This is a genomic window from Actinoplanes sp. NPDC000266, assembly GCF_042899005.1.
Lineage (GTDB): Bacteria > Actinomycetota > Actinomycetes > Mycobacteriales > Micromonosporaceae > Actinoplanes.
Genome location: NZ_JBIAZI010000002.1, coordinates 684,804 through 705,904, shown reverse-complemented (window position 1 = coordinate 705,904; position 21,101 = coordinate 684,804). Strand labels below are relative to the sequence as shown.

General features: G+C 72.0%; 24 protein-coding genes. 12 read left to right on the top strand and 12 right to left on the bottom strand.

All coding sequences use genetic code 11. The features are described from left to right. Nucleotides 1-48 precede the first annotated feature (48 nt). The 3 genes from ACFY36_RS09675 to ACFY36_RS09665 all read left to right on the top strand — a co-directional run bounded on the left by ACFY36_RS09675 (nucleotide 49) and on the right by ACFY36_RS09665 (nucleotide 2,686). Complete coding sequence (locus ACFY36_RS09675) at nucleotides 49-1,203, top strand: ROK family transcriptional regulator (protein WP_499745492.1); 1,155 nt, start codon at nucleotides 49-51, stop codon at nucleotides 1,201-1,203. Between the two features lie 116 nt (nucleotides 1,204-1,319). Next, the gene (locus ACFY36_RS09670) at nucleotides 1,320-1,823 is read left to right on the top strand and encodes a hypothetical protein (RefSeq protein ID WP_499745491.1); all 504 of its coding nucleotides are present in this window, start codon (nucleotides 1,320-1,322) and stop codon (nucleotides 1,821-1,823) included. Between the two features lie 80 nt (nucleotides 1,824-1,903). Next, on the top strand, nucleotides 1,904-2,686 hold the full coding sequence (locus ACFY36_RS09665) for a polysaccharide lyase family 7 protein (protein ID WP_499745490.1): 783 nt from the start codon (nucleotides 1,904-1,906) through the stop codon (nucleotides 2,684-2,686). A 1-nt stretch (nucleotide 2,687) separates the two neighbouring features. On the opposite strand, the gene ACFY36_RS09660 is transcribed toward ACFY36_RS09665, so the two are convergent. From ACFY36_RS09660 to ACFY36_RS09650, 3 genes are read right to left on the bottom strand one after another with little or no spacing between them, the layout of a single operon-like run. Then, the gene (locus ACFY36_RS09660; protein WP_499745489.1) at nucleotides 2,688-2,930 is read right to left on the bottom strand and encodes a hypothetical protein; all 243 of its coding nucleotides are present in this window, start codon (nucleotides 2,928-2,930) and stop codon (nucleotides 2,688-2,690) included. Nucleotides 2,931-2,958: 28 nt separating this feature from the next. Continuing rightward, nucleotides 2,959-3,696 (bottom strand): STAS domain-containing protein, encoded by a 738-nt coding sequence (locus ACFY36_RS09655; RefSeq protein ID WP_499745488.1) that lies wholly within the window; start codon nucleotides 3,694-3,696, stop codon nucleotides 2,959-2,961. A gap of 10 nt (nucleotides 3,697-3,706) precedes the next feature. Further along, a complete protein-coding gene (locus ACFY36_RS09650; RefSeq protein ID WP_499745487.1) occupies nucleotides 3,707-4,051 on the bottom strand; it encodes an STAS domain-containing protein in 345 nt (114 codons plus the stop codon). Between the two features lie 161 nt (nucleotides 4,052-4,212). Between ACFY36_RS09650 and ACFY36_RS09645 the strand changes: the two genes are divergently transcribed. Continuing rightward, nucleotides 4,213-4,566, top strand: a complete 354-nt coding sequence (locus ACFY36_RS09645) for an STAS domain-containing protein (RefSeq protein WP_499745486.1) — start codon at nucleotides 4,213-4,215, stop codon at nucleotides 4,564-4,566. Nucleotides 4,567-5,221: 655 nt separating this feature from the next. Here ACFY36_RS09645 and ACFY36_RS09640 read toward each other — a convergent pair. Continuing rightward, a complete protein-coding gene (locus ACFY36_RS09640) occupies nucleotides 5,222-5,674 on the bottom strand; it encodes a hypothetical protein (RefSeq protein ID WP_499745485.1) in 453 nt (150 codons plus the stop codon). Between the two features lie 72 nt (nucleotides 5,675-5,746). Beyond that, complete coding sequence (locus ACFY36_RS09635; protein ID WP_499745484.1) at nucleotides 5,747-7,180, bottom strand: amino acid permease; 1,434 nt, start codon at nucleotides 7,178-7,180, stop codon at nucleotides 5,747-5,749. A gap of 74 nt (nucleotides 7,181-7,254) precedes the next feature. On the opposite strand from ACFY36_RS09635, the gene ACFY36_RS09630 reads away from it, so the two are divergent. After that, on the top strand, nucleotides 7,255-7,857 hold the full coding sequence (locus ACFY36_RS09630) for a GDSL-type esterase/lipase family protein (RefSeq protein ID WP_499745483.1): 603 nt from the start codon (nucleotides 7,255-7,257) through the stop codon (nucleotides 7,855-7,857). A gap of 10 nt (nucleotides 7,858-7,867) precedes the next feature. Further along, nucleotides 7,868-8,728: a DUF6910 family protein gene (locus ACFY36_RS09625; protein WP_499745482.1), complete on the top strand. Its 861-nt coding sequence runs from the start codon at nucleotides 7,868-7,870 to the stop codon at nucleotides 8,726-8,728. On the opposite strand, the gene ACFY36_RS09620 is transcribed toward ACFY36_RS09625, so the two are convergent. Beyond that, entirely contained in the window at nucleotides 8,700-9,134 is a 435-nt protein-coding gene (locus tag ACFY36_RS09620; protein ID WP_499745481.1) for a VOC family protein, read from the bottom strand. The genes ACFY36_RS09625 and ACFY36_RS09620 overlap by 29 nt on opposite strands. A 126-nt stretch (nucleotides 9,135-9,260) precedes the next feature. Between ACFY36_RS09620 and ACFY36_RS09615 the strand changes: the two genes are divergently transcribed. Then, nucleotides 9,261-11,078 carry a glycoside hydrolase family 15 protein gene (locus ACFY36_RS09615; protein WP_499745480.1) on the top strand — a complete coding sequence of 606 codons (1,818 nt, stop codon included), beginning with the start codon at nucleotides 9,261-9,263 and terminating at the stop codon, nucleotides 11,076-11,078. A 124-nt stretch (nucleotides 11,079-11,202) separates the two neighbouring features. Next, nucleotides 11,203-12,084, top strand: a complete 882-nt coding sequence (locus ACFY36_RS09610; RefSeq protein WP_499745479.1) for an alpha/beta fold hydrolase — start codon at nucleotides 11,203-11,205, stop codon at nucleotides 12,082-12,084. Between the two features lie 8 nt (nucleotides 12,085-12,092). Here ACFY36_RS09610 and ACFY36_RS09605 read toward each other — a convergent pair whose 3' ends face one another. Next, entirely contained in the window at nucleotides 12,093-12,626 is a 534-nt protein-coding gene (locus tag ACFY36_RS09605) for a helix-turn-helix domain-containing protein (protein ID WP_499745478.1), read from the bottom strand. A gap of 123 nt (nucleotides 12,627-12,749) precedes the next feature. On the opposite strand from ACFY36_RS09605, the gene ACFY36_RS09600 reads away from it, so the two are divergent. The 4 genes from ACFY36_RS09600 to ACFY36_RS09585 all read left to right on the top strand — a co-directional run bounded on the left by ACFY36_RS09600 (nucleotide 12,750) and on the right by ACFY36_RS09585 (nucleotide 15,399). After that, nucleotides 12,750-13,709, top strand: a complete 960-nt coding sequence (locus ACFY36_RS09600; protein WP_499745477.1) for an NADH-quinone oxidoreductase subunit B family protein — start codon at nucleotides 12,750-12,752, stop codon at nucleotides 13,707-13,709. Then, nucleotides 13,706-14,185, top strand: a complete 480-nt coding sequence (locus ACFY36_RS09595; protein ID WP_499745476.1) for a NifU-related iron-sulfur-binding protein — start codon at nucleotides 13,706-13,708, stop codon at nucleotides 14,183-14,185. Before ACFY36_RS09600 ends, ACFY36_RS09595 begins: the two co-directional genes overlap by 4 nt. Beyond that, nucleotides 14,182-14,736, top strand: a complete 555-nt coding sequence (locus ACFY36_RS09590) for a DUF5947 family protein (protein ID WP_499745475.1) — start codon at nucleotides 14,182-14,184, stop codon at nucleotides 14,734-14,736. Before ACFY36_RS09595 ends, ACFY36_RS09590 begins: the two co-directional genes overlap by 4 nt. Nucleotides 14,737-14,859: 123 nt before the next feature. Then, the gene (locus tag ACFY36_RS09585) at nucleotides 14,860-15,399 is read left to right on the top strand and encodes a hypothetical protein (protein ID WP_499745474.1); all 540 of its coding nucleotides are present in this window, start codon (nucleotides 14,860-14,862) and stop codon (nucleotides 15,397-15,399) included. Here ACFY36_RS09585 and ACFY36_RS09580 read toward each other — a convergent pair. The 5 genes from ACFY36_RS09580 to hypC are packed head-to-tail and all read right to left on the bottom strand — an operon-like array spanning nucleotide 15,363 to nucleotide 21,097. Further along, nucleotides 15,363-16,091 (bottom strand): DUF6390 family protein, encoded by a 729-nt coding sequence (locus ACFY36_RS09580; protein WP_499745473.1) that lies wholly within the window; start codon nucleotides 16,089-16,091, stop codon nucleotides 15,363-15,365. The two genes, ACFY36_RS09585 and ACFY36_RS09580, sit on opposite strands and share 37 nt — an antisense overlap. Nucleotide 16,092: 1 nt before the next feature. Then, nucleotides 16,093-17,157, bottom strand: a complete 1,065-nt coding sequence (gene hypE / locus ACFY36_RS09575) for a hydrogenase expression/formation protein HypE (RefSeq protein ID WP_499745472.1) — start codon at nucleotides 17,155-17,157, stop codon at nucleotides 16,093-16,095. Then, nucleotides 17,154-18,257, bottom strand: coding sequence for a hydrogenase formation protein HypD (gene hypD / locus ACFY36_RS09570; protein ID WP_499745471.1), 1,104 nt, complete (start codon nucleotides 18,255-18,257; stop codon nucleotides 17,154-17,156). Before hypD ends, hypE begins: the two co-directional genes overlap by 4 nt. Further along, nucleotides 18,254-18,496, bottom strand: coding sequence for a HypC/HybG/HupF family hydrogenase formation chaperone (locus tag ACFY36_RS09565; protein ID WP_097323615.1), 243 nt, complete (start codon nucleotides 18,494-18,496; stop codon nucleotides 18,254-18,256). The genes hypD and ACFY36_RS09565 overlap by 4 nt, the downstream gene beginning before the upstream one ends. Nucleotides 18,497-18,511: 15 nt before the next feature. Further along, nucleotides 18,512-21,097, bottom strand: coding sequence for a HypC/HybG/HupF family hydrogenase formation chaperone (hypC, locus tag ACFY36_RS09560; RefSeq protein WP_499745470.1), 2,586 nt, complete (start codon nucleotides 21,095-21,097; stop codon nucleotides 18,512-18,514). Nucleotides 21,098-21,101: the final 4 nt, after the last annotated feature.

Genomic DNA, 21,101 nt, shown 5'->3' with positions numbered 1-21,101 from the left:
ATTAATACTCCTAGCTTTCATGTCGTGGGTACGGTTGACTTCCGAAGCATGTCTCCGGCTGACGACTACTCCGCGCTCGCCTCCTCACCGGCGTCCGCCGCGATCCTGACCGCCCTGGTCACCTCGGGACCGCAGAGCCGGGTCAGCCTGGCCCGCAAGCTGGGGCTCTCCTCGGCCGCCGTGACCAAGTCGGCCCGCCCCCTGATCGACGCCGGATATCTCAGCGAGGGCGAGGCCACCGAGCGCACCGGCCCCGGCGCCGGCCGCCCGGCCAGCCCGCTCACGGTGCGGGCCGACCGCGAGTTCTTCGTCGGTATCAAGCTCACCGGCGACGAGCTCATCGGCGTGGTCTGCGACCTGACGGCCGAGATCCGCGCGGTGTCCCACCGCCCGCTGTCCTCGTCGGCCGTCGACGACGTGCTGGCCGAGATCACGGCGATGACGGCGGAACTGCTGGACGGCCCGCAGAACTATCGAGAGCGCACCCGCCGCCTGGGCCTGGCCGTCTCGGGCGACGTCGACCGGGCGTCCGGACTGGTCCGCTATTCACCGTTCCTGCGCTGGCACAACGTCCTGCTGGGCAAGCTGGCGGCGGCCGCCACGGGCCTGGTGGTGACGGTCGAGAACGACGTGAAGGCCCTGACCACGGCCGAGCACTGGTTCGGCGAGGGCGCCGGCGCCGACTCGTTCGCCCTGGTCACGGTCGGCCAGGGCATCGGCTGCGGCCTGGTCGTCAACGGCCGCCCGGTCTCCGGCTCCCACGGCGTGTCCGGCGAGATAGGCCACATCAGCGTCGACGCGAACGGCCCCGACTGCCACTGCGGAAGCCGCGGCTGCGTGGAGGCGATAGCCGGAACGTCATACATAGTGGCCGCGGCCGGCACGGAAACCATCGACGACGCGGTGAGCCAGGCCCGAGCCGGCAACCCCAGGGTCACGGCGGTCTTCGCCCGGGCCGGCGAGGCGATCGGCCTGGGCATCGCCGCGGTGGCCAACCTGGTCGGCCCGGCCCACATAGTCGTCTCCGGTGAGGGCTTGTCGGCGTACGACCTCTTCGAGCCCCACATCCGAGCCGGCTTCGAACGCCAGGCCTTCGGCGCCGCCGCCGACTGTCCCTTGTCGATCCGCCCCCTCCCGTTCGAGGAGTGGGCCCGGGGCGCCGCCGCGGTGAGCATCCAGTCCCGCCTGGTCCCCCTGGCCTGAGGCCCACAACGCGGAGCAGTCGCCTCGGTTCACGTGACGACGCGCTCGTCACTTTCGGGGTCCTTCCGGCTGCGTACGGGAGAAGTATGGGTCGCAGCCTTGGAAGGAGAAACGTGATGACACCTCTCGGTGCGGTGGTTCGGGGTCTGGTGGCCGGTGCCGTCGGCACGCTTGCCATGGACACGCTCTGGTACCTGCGTTATCGGCGTGGCGGCGGCCAGGACAGCTTCAAGACGTGGGAGTTCTCCGCCGGCGTCAAGACCTGGGACGAGGCTCCCGCCCCGGCGCAGGTCGGCCGGCGGCTCTTCGAGGGGCTCTTCCAGCGCAAGCTCGACGACCGCTACGCCGCCGTCGTCAACAACATCACCCATTGGGGGTACGGGATGAGCGCCGGCGCCGCCTACGGCCTGCTCGCCGGTTCGCTGCGCAAGCCCCGCGTGGCTTACGGGCCCCCGTTCGGCGCCGCCGTCTGGGGCACCAGCTATGCGGTTCTTCCCGCCGCCGGTCTTTACAAGCAGATTTGGGAGTACGACCGCAAGACGCTGGCCAAGGACCTGAGCGCTCACCTCGTTTTCGGCACCACCACGGGCGCCGTCTTTCGCGCTTTTAAGGATATTTAAGGTCTCGGGGCTTGCCGGGGCATCGACGGACGGCTTTATTGTTAACCGTCTTGCCAATCCCCCGTAGGGCAGGTTCCCCCATGAACAAGCGCAAGTTCCTCGCCGTCGCCGTGTCGGCGGCCGTGGTCGGCACGCTGGGCGTCATCGGCATCACCAGCGCGAACGCGGCCACTCTCGACCCGTCGCTGCCGCCCGGTGGCAACTTCAACCTGGCGGTGTGGCAGCTCCAGCTCCCGATCGGCTCGCCCGGCAAGCCGGACACCATTTCGCCGGCGCGTCTCAAGGGCGCCAACGGATACAGCAACCCGGCGTACTTCTGGACCGACAAGAACGACGGGTCGATGACCTTCTGGGCTCCGGAGAAGGGCGTCACCACCCCGAACTCGAACTACGCGCGCTCGGAGCTGCGCGAGATGAACGCCGACGGCTCGGCCGCCGACTGGCCGCTCGCCGGCAACCACACGCTCAGCGCGCAGCTGCGCGTTCCGCAGGTCACCAAGAACGTCGCCGTCGGGCAGGTGCACCTGGGCTCCGGCGGCAGCTCGACCAAGCCGCTGCTGGAGCTGTACTACCGGCCCAACGGCGACATCTACCTGGGCACCGAGAACTCACCGGCCGGCGGGCAGACGCTGCACAAGGTCGGCAACGTCGCCCTGGGCGTCAAGTGGACGTACGTCATCAACGTGACCGGCAACAAGATCAACCTCACGGTGAACGGCTCGAGGACCAGCTACACGATCCCGTCGTCGTTCAACCCGTACAAGCAGTACTTCAAGGCCGGCTCGTACAACCAGTCGTCCTCACAGAGCACCACCAACGGCGCGAAGGTCAAGTTCTACAGCCTGGTGATCACCCACAGCTGATCTAGGCGCCGGATCGCCGCTTGTCCGCCTCCACGTCGGCCTCGCCGACCGCCACCCCGTCCGAGTCGCGGGCGGGGTCGGCGAGGTCCGCGTCCGCTCCCGAGCGGGCCGCGTCGGCTTCGGCGTCCGAGGCGCCGACCAGCGCGCCGCCTTCGCCGTTCCCACTGCTTTCGACATCTTCTTTCGTACGCTCCGCGGCCAGCTCCGCCGCCACGGGAAGTCCCGGCACCTGAGGATTCGTCATGTACGGCGAGTACCCGGGAACGTCAGACTTAGGCGGCCGGATCGTCGCGCAGCCGCAGCGCCGCCCAGACGACCTTGCCGCCCAGCGCCGGCAGGGTGCCCCACCGCAGCGCCGTCGCGTCGACCAGCAGCAGCCCGCGCGGCGCGCCGGGGTCGAGCGAGCCGCCCGGCGGCAGGACGGGCGGCTCGCCGCTGCCGTCGCGCACCGCCACCATGAGGTAGCGCCTCCCTTGGGTCAGCCGCAGGTCGATCATCGTGTTGGCGTGCACGACCGCGTTCGTCACGAGCTCGGCCGTGATCAGGCTGGCCCGGGCGGTCAGATGGTCGAGGCTCCACCGCAGGCACGCCTCGGTGGCCAGGTCGCGGGCGCGGCGGGCCGCCCCGGAGACCGGCAGCAGCACCTCGCTGATCGAGGGCATGTGGCGATGGGGCTCCACGGCCAGGGCTTCCTCGACCGTGGCCACCACCGCGACCTGCCCGTAGCTCACATGCAGGAGCTGGGCCATGCGCGGATCGGGGGCGACGATCAGCAGGGGAGTGCCCGGCCACAGGGAGGCCTGCCGCGAGGCGGCCAGGAAGACCGTGGCGGCGGGCGGGTCGACCACGGTCGCCCGGCCGAGGTCGACGACCACCGCATCGGGCCGCTCGGTCAGGCATTTCAGCAGCGTGGCCCGCACCTCGGGCACAGAAGCGAGCGACAGCCGCCCGACGACGCGGACCAGAAGACGCGTCCCCGCCGATTCGACCTCGCAGCGTACGCCGCTCATCCTCCGATTGTTATGCGCCGCGGCCGGTCGGCGCGAGATGCGTGGCCAGTAAACCTGAGGCACCGGCGGCGATCAGCGTCTCCCGGACGATGCCGTGCGCGTTGACCACCCCGTACGCCAGCCCCCGGCTCATCGCGGCCTGACGCCCCTCCAGCAGGCTGCGAATGCCGGCCGCGGTGATCAGCCCGAGCCGCTCGAGATCGATGAGCAGCACCGAGGCGCCGCCCTGCTCGACAGCGTTGAGAAGCATCATGGTGAGCGCGTTGCTGACATCGGCATCGACCTCCCCGCCGAGAACGATGCGAACGATCCCGTCGCCGCTGTCGTGCTTGCTCATGGTGAACGGCCCGTTCATGGTGTCCTTTCGCGCTTCCCCGGCGTTGATTGTGCGGCACGGAAGGCCCTGCCGGCCCGCGAATCACCTGGAGGACGGAACAGGTTCCCTCGTGGTGCGCTTTCCGGCGGCCCGGATGACGCTAGGGTGAAGGCGCATTCGTGCGAGGGAGCTGGTCGTTCATGAGCGATGACAGGCGATTGCGGACAAGCGCACACCCGGACCCGCCCACCTTGCTGCTGGTGCTGACCGGCGAACTGGACGGCCAGGAGGCCGACCCGCTGGTCGAGGAGTTCACCGAGGCGCTGACAACCACCAGCCCCGACCGAGTGGACCTCGACGCGAGCGGTCTGACCTTTCTGGACTCAGGCGGTTTACGGGCCTTGCTGACATGCCGAAAAGCCGCCGAGCGTGCAGGCGCTGAGCTGTCGATAATCGCGACAAGCGAGATAGCCCACCAGGTCCTGACCATCTCCGGCTTGCTGCAAATCCTGAACGTCCAACCCGGCGCCCCAGTGAAAGGCAGCACCCACTAACCGCTGCCACCTCAGGTAGCGCCGCCCACCCAGCGCCGCCTCACCCAGCGCCGCCGCCCCACCTGGCGCCGCCCTACCTGGCGCCGCCCTACCTGGCGCCGCCCTACCTGGCGCCGCCCTACCTGGCGCCGCCCTACCTGGCGCCGCCCTACCTGGCGCCGCCTCACTCAGCGGCGCCGCCCCACCTGGCGCCGCCTCACTCAGCGGCGCCGCCGCACCCGGCGCAGCCCTACCTGGCGCCGCCTCACTCGGCGCCGCTCAGCCTGGCGCCGCTCTGCCTGGCGCCGCCCTTCGCGCCGTTCGGGGCCGGCGTCGGGTTCTGCGCGTTTGGGCGTCGGTGGGTGGCGTTTTGTGCGCGATCCGCTCGGTGTAGACGAGCGGATGTCCTGTGCGGTGCAATTCCGCCGCGCCGTCCCGTCCGGTACCTCGCCTCGCCGGGCTGGCGTTGTGCAGCGCCGTCCCGTCCAGCGCCTTGCCTCGCCGGGCTGGCGTTGTGCAGCGCCGTGCCGGGCCGTTTGGCGCTTGCCTGGCCGGGCTGGTGTTTGTGCGGCGCCGTGCCGGGCCGTCTGGAGTCGGGGCGGCGTCGTGTTCTGCGCGTTTGGGCGTTTGTGGGCGGCTCTTTGTGCGTGAGGCACTCAGGCGGATCTGCGGGCTCTCAAGAACAGTGGCGGGTTACCGGGGACAGCCACTCCTTCAGGGTCGGGCCCAGAGTGGTGGTCACGTCCTTCTCCGTCTTGATGGTGGCGAAGAACTTCGTGTCTCCCGACTTGGTGCGCAACTGGTCCGCGGTCTTCTTGCCGTCGGCCTTCAAGGTGGCGTCGCTGCTTGTGCGGGTGGCGTCGTCCACGGCGGTGGCGAACGCGGCCAGCGAGTCCTGTGCTTGTTTCTGCGCGTCTGGTGTTCGTTTGCCGACCAAGGTGGTCAAGGATTGGGCGAAAGGCGCCATGCGCTCGCCGTAGGCCTTGCCCAAGGCGTCGCATGTGGACTTCAGCTCGGCCGGGGCGCTCGGCGCCGCTGGGAGCGTCGTCGTGGAACCGGCGGCCGTGCTGCATCCGGCGGCGGCCGCGGCGGTCAGCAGTACAGCGGTGAGACCCAGAACGCCGCGCATGCGGCACCTCCCGAACCGATCGATCGACCGAACGAACGAATGAGCCGCGATGGTGGGAGCGCTCCCACCCGGCTACGAGCGTGACGATACGTCAGGAAGCGAAGCCTGTCGATGGCCGTACGCGAAATAGACGATCAGGCCGACCGCCAGCCAGGCCAGGAAGCGCAGCCATGTCTCCACCGACAGGTTGGTCATCAGGTAGAGGCAGGCCAGCGCCGACAGCACGGGTACGACCGGTGACAGCGGGACGCGGAACGGGCGTTCGAGACGGGGCTTCGTGCGGCGCAGCACCGGCACGGCCAGCGACACCGTGACGAAGGCGAACAACGTGCCGATGCTGACCAGGTTGGCCAGGGACGACAGCGGCACGAAGCCGGCCAGCAGGGCGATGCCGAGCGTCACCGCGATCGTGATCCGGTACGGCGTACCCCACCCGGTGTGGATCTTTCCGACCGCCGGAGGCAGCAGCCGGTCGCGGGACATCGCGAAACCGATCCGGCCGATCGCCACGATGTCGACCAGGATCACGCTGGTCAGGCCGGCCACCGCCGCGATCGAGACCAGGTGGGCGGCCCAGCCCGCGCCCACGCTCTCGAAGGCCGAGGCGATCGGGGCGCCGGGGTCGATGTCCCGATAGTCGACCATGCCGACCACCACGAACGACACCGCGACGTACAGGATCGCCGAGACGCCCAGCGTGCCGAACAGGCCCAGCGGAAGGTCACGGCGGGGGTTGCGGGTCTCCTCACCCAGGTTGGCCACGGCCTCGAAGCCGGTGTACGCGAAGAAGACCACCGCCGCCGCCGTCAGCACCCCGGTGATCCCGAACGCCGACGGCTCGATCCCGAACAGCAGCTGCGACAACGGCTGGGTCAGCCCGGACGTGCCCTCCTCGGTGGGCCGCGCCGGCGGCACGAACGGCGTCAGGTTGGCCGTCTTCAGGAAGAACAGGCCGGCCACCACCACGAACACGCAGATGCCGACCTTCACCAGCACCAGCGCGTTCGTCACCCGCGACGACTGCTGGATGCCGACCGTGGCCACCGCGCCGAGCAGCAGCGTGATCACGATCGCGCCCACGTTGACCAGGCTGTCCTCGCCGAACAGGCTCGGCGGCAGGTCGAGCAGCGACGCCAGATAGCCCGACCATCCGCGCGCGACCACGGCCGCGCCGAGCGCGAACTCGAGCACCAGGTCCCATCCGATGATCCAGGCGAAGATCTCACCCATGGTCGCGTACGCGTACGTGTAGGCACTGCCGGCCGTCGGCACCGAGGACGCGAGCTCCGCATAACAGAGCGCGGCCAGCAGGCTGGCCACCCCGGCCAGTACGAACGACACCGTGACGGCCGGGCCCGCGTGATCCCGGGCCTCGACGCCGGTCAGCGTGAAGATCCCGGTGCCGATCACGATCCCGATGCCGAAGCCCATCAGGCTGAACGGCCCGAGCCGCCGCCGTAGCTCACCGCCGCGCGCCAGAACGTCCTCGACGGCTTTCGTCCGCATCATCGACATGATGTCCGGACGTCTACCCAAGCGCCGGTGGATTAATCAGCGCCCGCTCGCGCGTTGAACCGGGGGTGACTCTCCGCTTCGCGATTCTCGGCGACTCCATCGCGTACGGCCAGGGCGCCGCGACCGGGCGCGACACGGTCGCGGCCCGCCTCTCGGCCGACCTGACCGCGCACGGCGTCGCCAACGAGCCCCGCGTCTTCGCCGTACCCGGCGCACAGAGCCGTGACCTGCCCGCCCAGGCCGGCCGGGCCGTTCCCTGGCGCCCTGACGTGGTGCTGATCATCATCGGCGCCAACGACCTGACCCGGTTCGTGCCGCCCGCGCAGGCGGTGGCCTCGCTGACCACGGCCGTGCGCACCCTGCGTACGGCCGCCGCCGAAGTTGTTGTCGCCCCGGCCCCCGATCTCAGCGTCGTTCCCTGGGTGCCGCCCGAGATGCGCGCCCTGGTCCGGGCCGGCAGCCGGGTGCTGCACGACGCGCAGACCGCGGCCGTCCAGGCCGAGGGCGCCCATGTGGCCGACATCGGCATGACGTCCGCCGCCGGGTTCGCGAGCGATCTCAGCCTGTTCAGCGCCGACCGCTTCCACCCGTCCAGCGCGGGTTACGCCGTCATCGCGGCCGCCCTGGCCCCGGCCATCCGGCAGGCGGCGAGCGTCGCCGCCGGGTGAGAATGCGGGGATGCGGCTGACTGTTCGGGGTGACACGGCTCTGGTCTTCGACGACGGGGCGCCGGTCCGGGCGGCCTCGGCGGTCGCTCCCTTCGGCGACGGGTGGCTCATCGCCCAGGACGACGCCACCCACGCGGCCTGGCGGCGGCCCGGGTCGACCGTTCCCGTGCGGGTGGCCGAGCCGGTCGAGGGCTTCGACGTCTTCAGCTCCGCCGCCGGCACCAAACACCTCAAGCCCGACTTCGAGGCCGCCGTTCCGGTGGGGGAGGGCGTGCTGCTTCTCGGCTCCGGCTCCACCCCGGCGCGGATGCGGGCCTCCCTGGTCACCGCCGGCGGTTTCACGGTGACCGACCTGAGTTCGCTCTACCGGCGGATCGCGGCCGCGTTCGGCATTCCGCTGGAACTTCTCAACCTCGAGGGCGCCTGCCTCGCCGGCGACCGGCTGCGCTGGTTCCAGCGCGGCACCCCCACCTTCTGCGCCGACGTCGACCTGAACGCCCTTTCGAGCAGCGAGATCTTCGATGTACGCCGGTACGACCTCGGCCACGTCGACGGCGTCCCGCTGGCCGTCACCGACGCCGTCGCGCTCGGCGACGGGCTCATTCTGGTCAGCGCCGCCGCCGAGGACACCCCCAACCCGGTCGACGACGGCCCCGTGGTCGGCGCCGCCCTGGTCCTGCTCGACGACCACAGTGTGCTCGACGCCGTCGCGCTCCCCGAGAAGACCAAAGTCGAAGGCCTCGCCGTACGCGCGACGACCGCCGGCGGCCTCGGGCTGCTGGCGGTCGTCGACGCGGACGATCCGGTCATCCCCTCACGGGAACTGGACCTCTACCTGGAGCTCAGTCGCGGCCGGGGATGCGCTGCGTGATCTCCTGGAGGAGCCACACGTTGCCGTCCGGGTCGCTGAACTCGGCGTAGCTGCCGTACGACTTGCGGTCGGGCTCGGGGCCGGACACGCGGCCGCTGGTGTCCAGGCCGCGCAGGCCGTGCCAGACCTCGCCGACCTCGGCCCCCAGCGACTGGAGCTCCTTACGGGCGGCCTCGATGTCGTCGACGATCAGCATGTTGTCGCGGGCCGAGCCGGGCTCCTGCGCGCTCAGGCCGGTGCCGAACTGGATCGACGCGGGCGAGCCGGGCGGGGTGAACTGCACGACGCGCAGGTGGTCGTTGATCGGGAAGTCGGCGTCGAGACGCCAGCCGAGGCCCTGGTAGAAGGCCTTGGCCCGGTCGACGTCGCTGACCGGGATCACGGTGACCTCGAAACGGAAATTCATGGCGGACCTCCATCGGATGTGGTGACACCAGATTGGCTCCGTGAGGGTCCCGGGCGAGCCAGGGAGACTCCCTGGTCCCCGGCTTCCCGTGCCTGGGCGGGACCCTGGGGCGCCGACAATCGAGGCATGAGCAGTGTCCCGATCGCCGCGCACGCCCTTCTTTCCGACTGCCGTTCGGCCGCCCTCGTCACCGACGCCGGCTCGATCGACTGGCTGTGTTTCCCGCGCTTCGACAGCCCTTCGGTATTCGGCCGTCTTCTGGACGAAACCGCAGGTCACTGGGCATTGGCGCCGGAGGAGCCGTACGAGTCGAGCCGGCGCTACCTGGACGACACGCTGGTCCTCGAGACCGAGTTCCGCACGGCCGGCGGAGTGGTCCGGGTCACCGAGGCCCTGGCCATGGGCGCCGGCAACCGGGGCCACGAGCTGGGCCGGGGATCGCCTCATCTGCTCATCCGATCGGTCACCGCCGTCTCGGGCGAAGTGGCGCTGGCCATGACCTACCGGCCGCGACCCGAGTACGGGATCCTCCAGCCGCTGTTGGCGCACGCCGACGGTGGCGTCACGGCCCGGGGCGGCGCCGAATGGCTGGTGCTGTCCACACCCGTACGGCCGGATCTGAGCGAATCGACGGCAACCGCCAGTTTTTCGCTCACCGCCGGCCGGACGATGGCCTTCGCCCTGCACCGGTCGACGCTGGAGGAGACACCGGCGCATGTGTGGTCGCAGGAGGATCTGGCCCGGCGGCTGGCCGACACGATCGAGGCCTGGCGGTCCTGGTCGGCGATCCATCAGACGTACGACGGGCCGTGGCGCGACCTGGTGCGGCACAGCGGCCGGGTGTTGCAGGCGCTCACCTACCGGCCGAGCGGGGCGATCGTGGCCGCGGCGACCACGTCGCTGCCCGAGGCGGCCGGCGGCGAGCGGAACTGGGACTACCGCTACTCGTGGGTGCGCGACGCCAGCTTCACCATGGAGGCGCTGTGGGTGGCCGCCTGCCCGGACGAGGCCGGCGACTTCTTCGCCTTCATGACCACGGCCGCGGCCGGCGCCCCGGTGCCGCTGCAGATCATGTTCGGGGTCGGCGGCGAGCACGACCTCACCGAGCGCACCCTTCCCCACCTGCGCGGGTGGCGCGAGAGCAGGCCCGTCCGGGTCGGCAACGGCGCGTGGGAGCAGCAGCAGATCGACGTCTACGGCGAGCTGCTGGGCGCCGCCCTGAAGCTCCAAGGCCAGATCACCGGGATGGACGACGACGTGCGCCGCTTCCTGATCACGCTGGCCGGCACCGCCGCGACTCGCTGGCGCGAGCCGGATCAAGGGATCTGGGAGGTACGCGGTCAGGCGCGCCACTTCGTCTATTCGAAGGTCATGTGCTGGGTGGCCCTGGACCGGGCGCTCCGGCTGTTCGAGGATCCGGGCCACTGGCGTACGGCCAGGGACGAGATCCGGGAGACCGTGCTGCGCGAGGGCTATTCGGAGGCCCTGGGCGCCTTCACGCAGTCGTTCGGATCGGAGGATCTGGACGCCTCGGTGCTCGTGCTGCCGATCGTCGGCTTCCTGCCGGCCACCGACCCTCGCATGCGGGCCACCATCGACGCCGTCGCGAAGGAGCTGGCCGACCCGCGCGGCCTGGTCTACCGCTACCGGGGCGCGGACGGCCTCGACGGCGACGAGGGCACCTTCCTGCTCTGCACCTTCTGGCTGGCGCAGGCCCTGGCCCTGGCCGGCGAGCACGAACGGGCAATCGAGGTGTTCGAACGGGCAGCCGGATATCGCAACGACGTGGACCTGCTGGCCGAGGAGGTGGACCCGGGCACGGGGGAGCTGCTCGGCAACTTCCCGCAGGCCTTCAGCCACATCGGCCTGGTCAACGCGGCCTGGGCCATCACCGAGGCCACGCGGGCCCGCCCGGGCACCCCTGGCCGGCCCACCCGGTATTGAGCCAGGGTTTTGCACGGGTTCGGTGAACACCCTGGTGGCGCGAACGTTAGGGACAACGACGGAGCGGCATCTGGGGGGATCGACCGTGGTAATCCAACTTCGCGCGGACCGCAGCAGGAATCCATTGCGGATCGGCACACACGAGATCGACGTCAATGGCGTCGCGCAGCGCTACCACGTCCGCGGCAGCGGCTCGGAGGTGTGCGTGGCCATTCCGGGCGGGCCGGGCCTGTCCTGGGAGTACCTGCGGATGCCGGCGGTCGAGCGGCGGGTCCGGGTCGTCTACGTGGAGCCGCTCGGCACCGGCGCGTCGGGCCGGCTTCCGTCCCATCCGGACGGTTACACCCGGCCCGTGTACGCCGAGGCGCTCGACCGCGTCCTCGACCGGCTCGGCCGCGAGCGGGTGCACCTGCTCGGCCACTGCCACGGCGGACTGGTCGCCCAGTACTACGCGCTGCGCCACCCGGAGCGGCTGGCCGGGCTGATCCTGCACATGAGCTCGCCGGTCACCGGTCCCGAGCAGAGCGCCGAGACCCGGCACCAGCTCGACCGCTTCGTGCGGCGCAACCAGTGGAACCCGGCCCTGCCGGCGGTGCTCGACGCGCTGCACGCCATCCAGGACGCGGCCGACGACCGGGCGCTGACCGCGGCCACCCGCGACGCCCTGCCGGCCCAGTTCGCGCACTACTGGGCCCGCCGCGACGAGCTGTCCGGCCTGCGCCCGAAGATCCGCCGTTCCTACCTGGCGGCGCCGGAGCCGATCGACGACCGGGCCGACCTGCCCGGCATGCGCGTGCCGACGCTGGTCACGGCCGGCATGTACGACATCATCGGCGGCACCCGCTGGGCCCGGGAACTGCATTCGCTTATTCCGTACGCCCGTCTGCTGCTCCTCGCCCGCAGTGGGCACCTGGGCCACATCGAGGAGCCGGAGCGGTTCGCCGAGGGCGTGCTCGATTTCGTCGCGGCCACCCCGGCGACCCGGGACCGGGCGGTGGCCGCGTAGACGAAAATCTAGGGGAACGGCAACTCGCCGAAGATCTCCCGGATGCGGGACAGGTCGCGCAGGCGCGGCTCGGTCGCGCCGTTCACCCAGCGGCTGACCGTCTTCACCGACACGTCGAGGCGGCGGGCGGCCGCCTCGAGGGTCATGCCCTCACGGCGCAGGGAACCGGAGAGCCACACCGCGAACGACACCGCCGGCGCACCGACGGGGGGCGCCGGCGACGAGGGCGCGGTGGCGGTGAGCCCCGGGCGTTGCTCCGCGTCATCCCCCCTGGGAGTGAAAACGACATCGACCTCCGCCTGGCTGGGGTGGATCCGCAACGACACCTGGATCAGCCCCTCCTGACCGGCCGATTCGAGCAGCAGGTCGGCCACCTGGTCGCACAGGGCCCGCACGTCGTCCTCGGCCAGGATCTGCGGGGTCAACCGGCGCCGGACGAAGTCACGAACGTCCGGAAGGGACGATGCCCGGGGCGGAAATGTCCGGGTCACGATGACCAGCGGAACGATCTCGATCTGATCCGTGCCGGGGGGAGCCTGCATCGCCTCCCCCTCTCCGCGTGGGCCTCCTGTGGAGCTTACGGCGCTCTTCTCATGTCCGGGCGGCGGGAATAGGATCGGCCGGTCGGAATGTCCGGCAATGTCGATCTTCCGAGCGGGAAAGCGATGGCTGACATCCTGCACATCCTCTGGATGAACGGCGGCCTCAGCTGCGACGGCGAGTCGGTGGCGCTGACCGCGGCCACCCAGCCCAGCATCGAGGACATCGTCCAGGGCGCGCTGCCCGGCCTGCCCGAGGTGGCCATGCACTGGCCGTTCTTCGACTACGACTCCGGGCCGAGCTTCCTCGAGTGGTTCCACCGGGCCGAGCGGGGCGAGCTGGAGCCGTTCGTGCTGATCGTCGAGGGTTCGGTGGCCGACGAGACGAACAAGGACGAGGGCTACTGGAGCGGGTTCGGCAACGACCCGTCGACCGGGCAGCCGGTCACCGCCGGCGAGTGGCTCGACCGGCTGGCCCCGCGGGCGGCCGCGGTCATGGCGGTCGGCACCTGCGCGACGTACGGCGGCATCCACGCGATGGCCGGCAACCCGACCGGGGCCATGGGCGTGCCCGACCACCTCGGCTGGGACTGGCGGTCGGCGGCGGGGCTGCCGATCGTCTGCGTGCCCGGCTGCCCGACCCATCCCGACAACCTCACCGAGGTGCTGCTCTACCTGCTCTACCAGCTGTCCGGGCAGGCCCCGATGATCCCGCTCGACGAGTTCCTGCGGCCGCGCTGGCTGTTCGAGGCGACCGTGCACACCGGATGCGACCGGGCCGCGTACTACGACCAGAGCGAGTTCGCCTCCGGCTACGGCTCGCCCACCTGCCTGGTCAAGGTCGGCTGCTGGGGCCAGGTGGTGCGGTGCAACGTGGCCAAGCGCGGCTGGATCAACGGGGTGGGCGGCTGCCCGAACGTGGGCGGCATCTGCATCGCCTGCACGATGCCCGGCTTCCCCGACAAGTTCATGCCGTTCATGGACGAGCCGGCGCCGGCCGGGGCCGACGACGGTCCCGGGTACGGGTCGCTCGTGCGCACGCTGCGCGGCTTCACCGTGCGGGTGACCACCGGGCCGCCCCGATGACCACGCCCGACGCCGCCGCGGCCCGGGTCGAGGTGCTGATCGAGCAGCTGCGGGCCGGTCCCGATCCCCGGGCCGCGGTGGTCGCCGACGAGTTGGTCCGCTGCCTGGTGCAGCTGTACGGCGAGGGGCTGCGCCGCGTCGTCGAGCGGCTCGGTGCCGAGGCCGCCGCCGCCCTCTGCGACGACCCGCTGGTGGAGAGCCTGCTGCTCGTGCACGACCTGCATCCGGCCGGCCCGCGGGAACGCCTCGACCGCGTCCTGGAGCGCCTGCGGCCCCGGGTCGGCGAGCTCGACGTGGTCAGCGCCGGTGAGGGCGGCGACGGCGTGGTGCGGCTGCGGTCGGCCGGGGGCCGGGGCTGCGGGTCGGCCCAGCGGTCGCTGATCGAGTCGGAGGTCCGGCGGGCCGTCCCCGAGGCGGCCGAGGTCGAGGTGGAGACGCCGCCGCCGTTGCTACAGGTGACCAGGCGCCCGGGATGAGCGGGAAGGGGCTGCGGCGCTTCACCGACGCGCCGGCGCCCCGCTGCGAGCTGTGCGCCACGCTGATCGGCGAGGAGCACCGGCACGTGCTCGCCCTGGCCGACCGTTCGCTGCTCTGCGCCTGCCACCCCTGCCACCTGCTGTTCGAGGCGCCCGGAGCCGGCCGGTTCCGGGCCGTGCCACGGCGCTACCGGGCGCTCGGCGCGGCCGACGGGGAGTCGCTGGGCGTGCCGGTGACGCCCGCCTTCGTCGTCGCCCACGGTGGTCCGGACCGGCTGGTCGCCAGCTGCCCGAGCCCGGCCGGCACCACCGAGTGCGAGGTGGACGGTGACGCCTGGGACCGGCTGGCGGCGGCGAACCCGCTGCTGCGGGAGCCGGTCGCTGACGTCGAGGCGGTCTACCTGACCGGGCGGGAGGCGTTCCTGGTCCCGGTCGACGCGTGTTACGCCCTGGCCGGCGCGGTCCGGAGCCGGTGGCGCGGCGGGGACGGCGGCCCGGCCGTACGGGAACTCCTCGTGGCCTTTCTCGATGATCTGCGGGCCCGGGTGTAGCGGACACATGTGTCCGGTCCGTACGCCCTAGCGGGTGGACAAGACTGGGGCTGGTGCGGTTCGTAGCGGCTGCGGCACGCTGTGGTGGCTTCCCCCACCCCGACCCGATCATGAGGTGAGACCGTGACCCGGCACCTTCGTCAGACCTGTAAGGGACTGCGCTCGCCCCGCCTCGTCGAGACCACGGTGCGCGAGCCGGAATCCGGGTGGTGGAGCGCCTTCCCGGACCCCGAGCCGCCGCTCGCCTGGGTGGGATCGGTGACGGTCGCGGTCGTGGGCGAGGCGGAGACCCGGTGGGGTACGGGCGCTGTCGTGGCCCGCCTCGCTGAACTGGCCGCCACCGACGAGCTGGTGATCGTCTATGGCGCCCAGCACTGGCCCGGCCCGGGGCCGCGATCCGTGGTGGCGGGGTTGAGGGGCCACCTGCCGCGGCACGACGTGGTCGCCGTTCCCCTGTCGGGCTATCGGGGCAGCGCCGCCCTCGCGCCTCTCGTCGAGGGCGGCAGCCTGCCCGTCGTCATCACCCCGGGCCCGCTCGTCCACGACGTCACGGCCGAGCTGGCCAGTGGCCTGGCGGCCGACCGGGTGGTCCGGTTCCGGCGCACGGTCGACGGTGTCGAGATGCATCAGGTGTGGAGCCGGGCCGCGTTCAGCCTGAACTGACCGAGCTGCCGCTCCTGAAGGGCGTCCAGCCGCCCGGCCTGCTCGGCCGTCAGCACGTCGCAGACCCAGTCCCAGTGCAGCGCGACCCGGTCACCGGGCGCCGGAGCGCCGATCAGCGACCGCCCGCCCGCCGACCACCGGACCTCCTCCGGGCGATCCGGTCCCCTGGACAGAGAGGTGCCGTCACTGACCAGGGGACCGGACCGGACGATGGCCCGCTCCCCGTCGACCCGCAGCACGACGCCGGTGCGGACCCGGCACCGGTCGAGGACCCGCAGGGCCACCGGCGACGGGCCGGCGCCCAGCATCGCGGCCCACGGATAGACCTCGAAGACGTGGAAGCTGTGGTGCGCGACCGCCCGCTCGCCGGCCGACCGCCACGTTCCGCCGCGCTGCCCGCGGAACCGGTCGCCCAGCCACGCCACCAGCGCCGCCGGCGGCACCTCGTCGAGCAGCGCGCCGCCGACCCAGTACGCCCGCACCACCGTCTCGTCGAGCGGGTCACCGATCCCGGCCGTGGCCGCCAGCAGCTCCAGATAGCTCCAGGCGCCCTCGAACTGCCGCGCCCGTGCGGCGATCTCGCCCGGAACTCCGGGCGCCAGCAGGGCCGAGGCGCCGGCCGGGCCGCAGTAGCCCAGCTCGTTCGGCGGGTACGCGTACCGGGCGAACAGCAGCGCCCCGGCCTCGCTCACGTCAGCAGATCCGGGGCAGCTGCTCGCCGATGGGCAGCGGCACCACCCGGGTGCCGCCCAGGGCCGTGCGGGCCACCACCATGCCGGGATGCTCGGCCACGCAGGCGCCGATCCGGCGGGCGCCGGCGCCCAGCGGGTGGGCCCGCATCGCCGCCAGCACGTCGTCCGCGCTCTCGGCCGGCACCAGGGCGATCAGCTTGCCCTCGTTGGCCACCTGGAGCGGGTCGAGCCCGAGCAGGCTGCACGCGTCGCGCACCTCGGCCGGCACCGGCAGGTCGCGCTCGGTGAGCTCGACGCCGACGTGCCCGGCCCGGGCGATCTCGTTGAGCGAGGCGGCCACCCCGCCACGGGTCGGATCGCGCAGCACGTGCAGATCGGCCCCGGTGGCCAGCATGGCCGCGACCAGGCCGTGCAGCGCGGCGGTGTCGCTGGACACCGTGGTGCCGAACTCGAGACCCTCCCGGCAGCTCAGCACGGCCACCCCGTGCACGCCGATGTCCCCGCTGATCAGCACCGCGTCCCCGGCGGTGGCCCGGCGTGGGTGGATGTCGGCGCCCTCGGGCACGGCGCCGACGCCGGTGGTCGTGATGTAGACCCCGTCGCCGCTGCCGTTGTCCACCACCTTGGTGTCGCCGGTGACCAGCTGCACGCCGGCCGCCCGGGCCGCCGCGCCCATCGCCTCGGCGACCCGGCCGAGCTCGGACAGGGCGGTGCCCTCCTGGAGGATGAAGGCGGCCGACAGATAGAGCGGCGTGGCCCCGGCCATGGCCAGGTCGTTGACCGTGCCGTTGACGGCCAGGTCGCCGATCGAGCCGCCCGGGAAGAACATCGGCTTGACCACGAACGAGTCGGTGGACAGCGCGATGCGGGCTCCACCGGCGGTGACCACGGCGCAGTCGCTCAGGCCGGAGTTCGCGGGCGCGGCCGAGCCGAAGCCGGGCAGGAACAGGTGCTCGATCAGGTCGCCGCTCATCGCCCCGCCGCCGCCGTGACCCATCACGACGGTGGGGGTGTCGCGCAGCGGCAGCGGACAGCTCCAGTTCTCGAAGTCCAGGCCCGCGGTCATGAGATCGACACCAGATCCAATCGGCGGTACGCGTAGTAGGCCGCGCACGCCCCTTCGGACGACACCATCGTGGCGCCCAGCGGGTTGCGCGGTGTGCACTGCTTGCCGAAGGCCGCGCACTGGTGCGGCTTGATCAGCCCCTGGAGCACCTCGCCGGAGCGGCACAGCTCGGACTCCTCGGTGTGGATGCCGGTGACCGCGAACCGGTGCTCGGCGTCGAACGGCCGGTAGCGCGGTGACAGCCGCCATCCGCTGCCCGGGATCATGCCGATGCCCCGCCACGTCCGGTCGGTCACCTCGAAGACCTCCTGGAGCATGGCCTTGGCCACCGGGTTGCCCTCGGCCGGCACGGCTCGTGGATAAGCGTTGCCCACCTCGTGCCGGCCGGCCTCGAGCTGCACCACGGTCTGCCGGATGCCCTCGAGGATGTCCAGCGGCTCGAAGCCGGTGACCACGATCGGCACGCGATACTTCTCGGCCAGCGGCGGGTATTCGCCGGTGCCCATCACGCTGCACACGTGACCGGCGGCCAGGAACGCCTGTACCCGGCAGCGGGGCGACTCCATGATGGCGGCGATGGCCGGCGGCACCAGCACGTGCGAGACGAGCAGGCTGAAGTTGCCCACGCCGAGCCGCTCGGCCTGGTGGACCGTCATGGCGTTGGCCGGGGCGGTGGTCTCGAAGCCGATGCCGAAGAAGACCACCTGCCGGTCCGGGTTCTCCCGGGCGATGGTGAGCGCGTCCAGCGGCGAGTAGACCACCCGGACGTCGGCCCCGGCGCTCTTGACCGCGAACAGGTCCCGGCCGCTGCCGGGAACGCGCAGCATGTCGCCGAACGAGCAGAAGATCACGCCGGGCTGGGCGGCGATGGCCAGCGCCTTGTCGATGATCTCGAGCGGGGTGACGCAGACCGGGCAGCCGGGCCCGTGGATCATCTCGACGCCGGCCGGCAGCAGCTGGTCGATGCCGTGCCGGATGATCGAGTGGGTCTGCCCGCCGCAGACCTCCATGAGCGCCCAGGGCCGGGTGGCCGCCGCGTGGATCTGGTCGAGCAGGCGCCGGGCCAGCTCCGGATCGCTGAACTCGTCGAGATATCTCACCGGAACTCCTCCTTCAGGATGCCGAGCCGCTCGAAGTTCTCCAGGGTCTCCCGCGCCGACCGCTCGTCGAGGCGCTGGATGGCGAAGCCGACGTGCACGACGACGTACTCGCCGACCGCGGCGTCGGGGACGTACTGCAGGCACACGCTCTTGCGGACACCGCCGAAGTCGACCTCGGCCATCGTGGTGCCGTCGGCCTCGGTGATGCTGATGACGCGTCCCGGCACGGCCAGGCACATGGTCGGTCTCCTTCCCTAGAGCGACGCGGCGGCCACGAGCTGCCCGAGAGCCAGGCCGCCGTCGTTGGGGGGCAACAGCCGGGGGAGCAGTACGGTGAAACCCCGCTCCCGCAGCGCTTCGCGGGCCGACTCGACCAGCAGCGCGTTCTGGAAGACGCCGCCGCCCAGCGCGACGACGTCGAGGCCGGTCCGCCGGCGGGCGTGATCGGCCAGATCGGCGATCAGGGTGGCCACGGCGGCGTGGAACCGGGCGGCGATGTCGGCCACCGGCGCGCCGCGGGTCACGTCGGCGGCGATCGCGCGGATCACCGGGCCCGGATCGCCCTGCGAGGTGAACCGGTAGGCGCCGGCCGGGAAGCCCGTACGGGCCAGACCGGCCAGCCGGATCGCCGCCTCGGCCTCGTAGTCGACGGTGTGGCACACCCCGGCCAGCGAGGCCACGGCGTCGAACAACCGGCCCATGCTGGAGGTGGGCACGCAGCCGAACCCGGTCGCGAGCTGCCGGTCGAGCAGCTTGCGCTCGACCGGCGGGCAGGCCGCCACCGGCGGCAGCCCGGCCGCCCAGGGCACCCCGGCCGCGCGCAGATGCGACAGGGCCATCCGATAGGGGCGGCGCACGCTCGCGTCGCCGCCGGCCAGCGGCACGTAACCGAGGTGGGCCTCCCGGCGGTACGACTTGTAGTCGGCGACGAGCACCTCGCCGCCCCACACGGCGCCGTCGTCGCCGTATCCGGTGCCGTCGAAGGCCACGCCGATCACCTGCTCGCCGGCGCCGAGCCCGTGCTCGGCCATCACCGACACGATGTGCGCGTGGTGGTGCTGGACCAGCCGCACCGGCCGGCCGGCGGCGTGCTCGCGGGCCCAGGCCGACGACCGATATCCGGGGTGCGCGTCGGCCGCGATCGTCTCCGGGCGCACCCCGGTGAGCTCCTCCAGATGAGCCTCGGTGGCGGTCAGCGCCTCGATCGTGCGCAGGTCGTCCATGTCGCCGATGTGCTGGCTGACCCAGGCGTAGCGGCCGGCGCCGAGCGCGCACGTGTTCTTGAGGTCAGCGCCCACGGCCAGGATCGGCGGAACCTCGACGGGAAGCGCGATCGGCAGCGGCGCGTAGCCCCGCGACCGGCGCACCGGCAGCTCGGCCCCGGCCACGTGCCGGCTCACCGAGTCGTCACAGGGCACCCGGATCACCCGATCGTGCCCCAGCCACGCGTCGGCCAGCCCGCTCAGACGATCCCCGGCGTCGCGGTCGTCGGTGACGATCGGCTCGCCGGACAGGTTGCCGGACGTCATCACCAGCGCGTCCGGCCCCGGTGGATCGCCCGGCAGCCCGAAGAGCAGCACATGCAACGGCGTATACGGCAGCATGACGCCCAAGTCGGGATTGCCGGGCGCGACCGCTTCAGCCACCCCGCCGCGGCGGGGCAGAGCGCCCGGCGCAGCGGCCTCGGCCACATCGGCGCCGCCGCGATGGTGGCTTGAAGTCCGCAAGTCGGAAATATCCGGCGGGTCCTCATCTCGGCGGGGGAGCAGCACGATCGGGTGGCGCACGCTGGCGAGGAGGGTCTCCTCCGCCGGTGTCATCGTGACCAGCCCGCGGGCGACCTCCAGGTCGGACACCATCACCGCGAAGGGCTTGCCGCCCCGGCGCTTACGGCGGCGCAGCTCAGCCACTGCCGACTCGGCGCGGGCGTCGCAGGCCAGGTGATATCCGCCGAGCCCTTTGACGGCCAGGATCTGTCCGGCGGCGAGCAGAGCGCGCACGGCGGGCAGCGGATCCGGGACGACGGTGCCGTCGGCGGTGCGCAGCTCGAGCTCGGGGCCGCAGGCGGGACACGCGATCGGCTGGGCGTGGAAGCGGCGGTCGGCCGGATCCCCGTACTCGCGACGGCAGTCCGCACACATGGCGAAACCGGCCATGGTGGTGGCCGCGCGGTCGTAGGGCAGGCTCTCGATGATCGTGAAACGCGGCCCGCAGTTGGTGCACGAGATGAACGGATGCCGATAGCGGCGGTCCCGTGGATCACGCAGCTCGCGCCGGCAGTCGTCGCAGGTGGCCACGTCGGGGGAGGCCAGCGTGCGGGCGCCGCCGGACGGGCCGGAGGCGTCGATGGTGAAGCCGGTGCCGCCGGCCGGCGTCATCGCGCTCTCCTCGACGGCCGTGACCATGGCCAGCGGCGGCGCGCCGGCCCGCAACCGGCGGCCGTACTCGGCCACCGACGCGGGATCGCCCTCGACCTCGGCCACCACCCCGGCCGCCGTGTTGGCCACCCGGCCGGTCAGGGCCAGGGCGGCCGCCGTCGCGTACGCGAAAGGCCGGAAGCCCACCCCCTGGACCAGACCGGACACCGTGAAGCGGCGCCGCACCCGCTCGGCCGGCCGGCCGATCAGCTCCAGGCCGGACAGGGCCTCCGCCGCCGCGTCCTCGTCGACGACCTCGATCGCGAAGCCCATGTGGATCAGCACCCACTGGCCGGGCGCGGGCGGGGCGTCGAGCATCCCCACGTTCACCCGCCGGGTCGCGCCGAGCACGTCGACCAGCGCCAGCTGACCGTGGCAGCCGTCGACGAGCTCCACCACCCGTCCGGGTATGCCCAGGCACACGGCG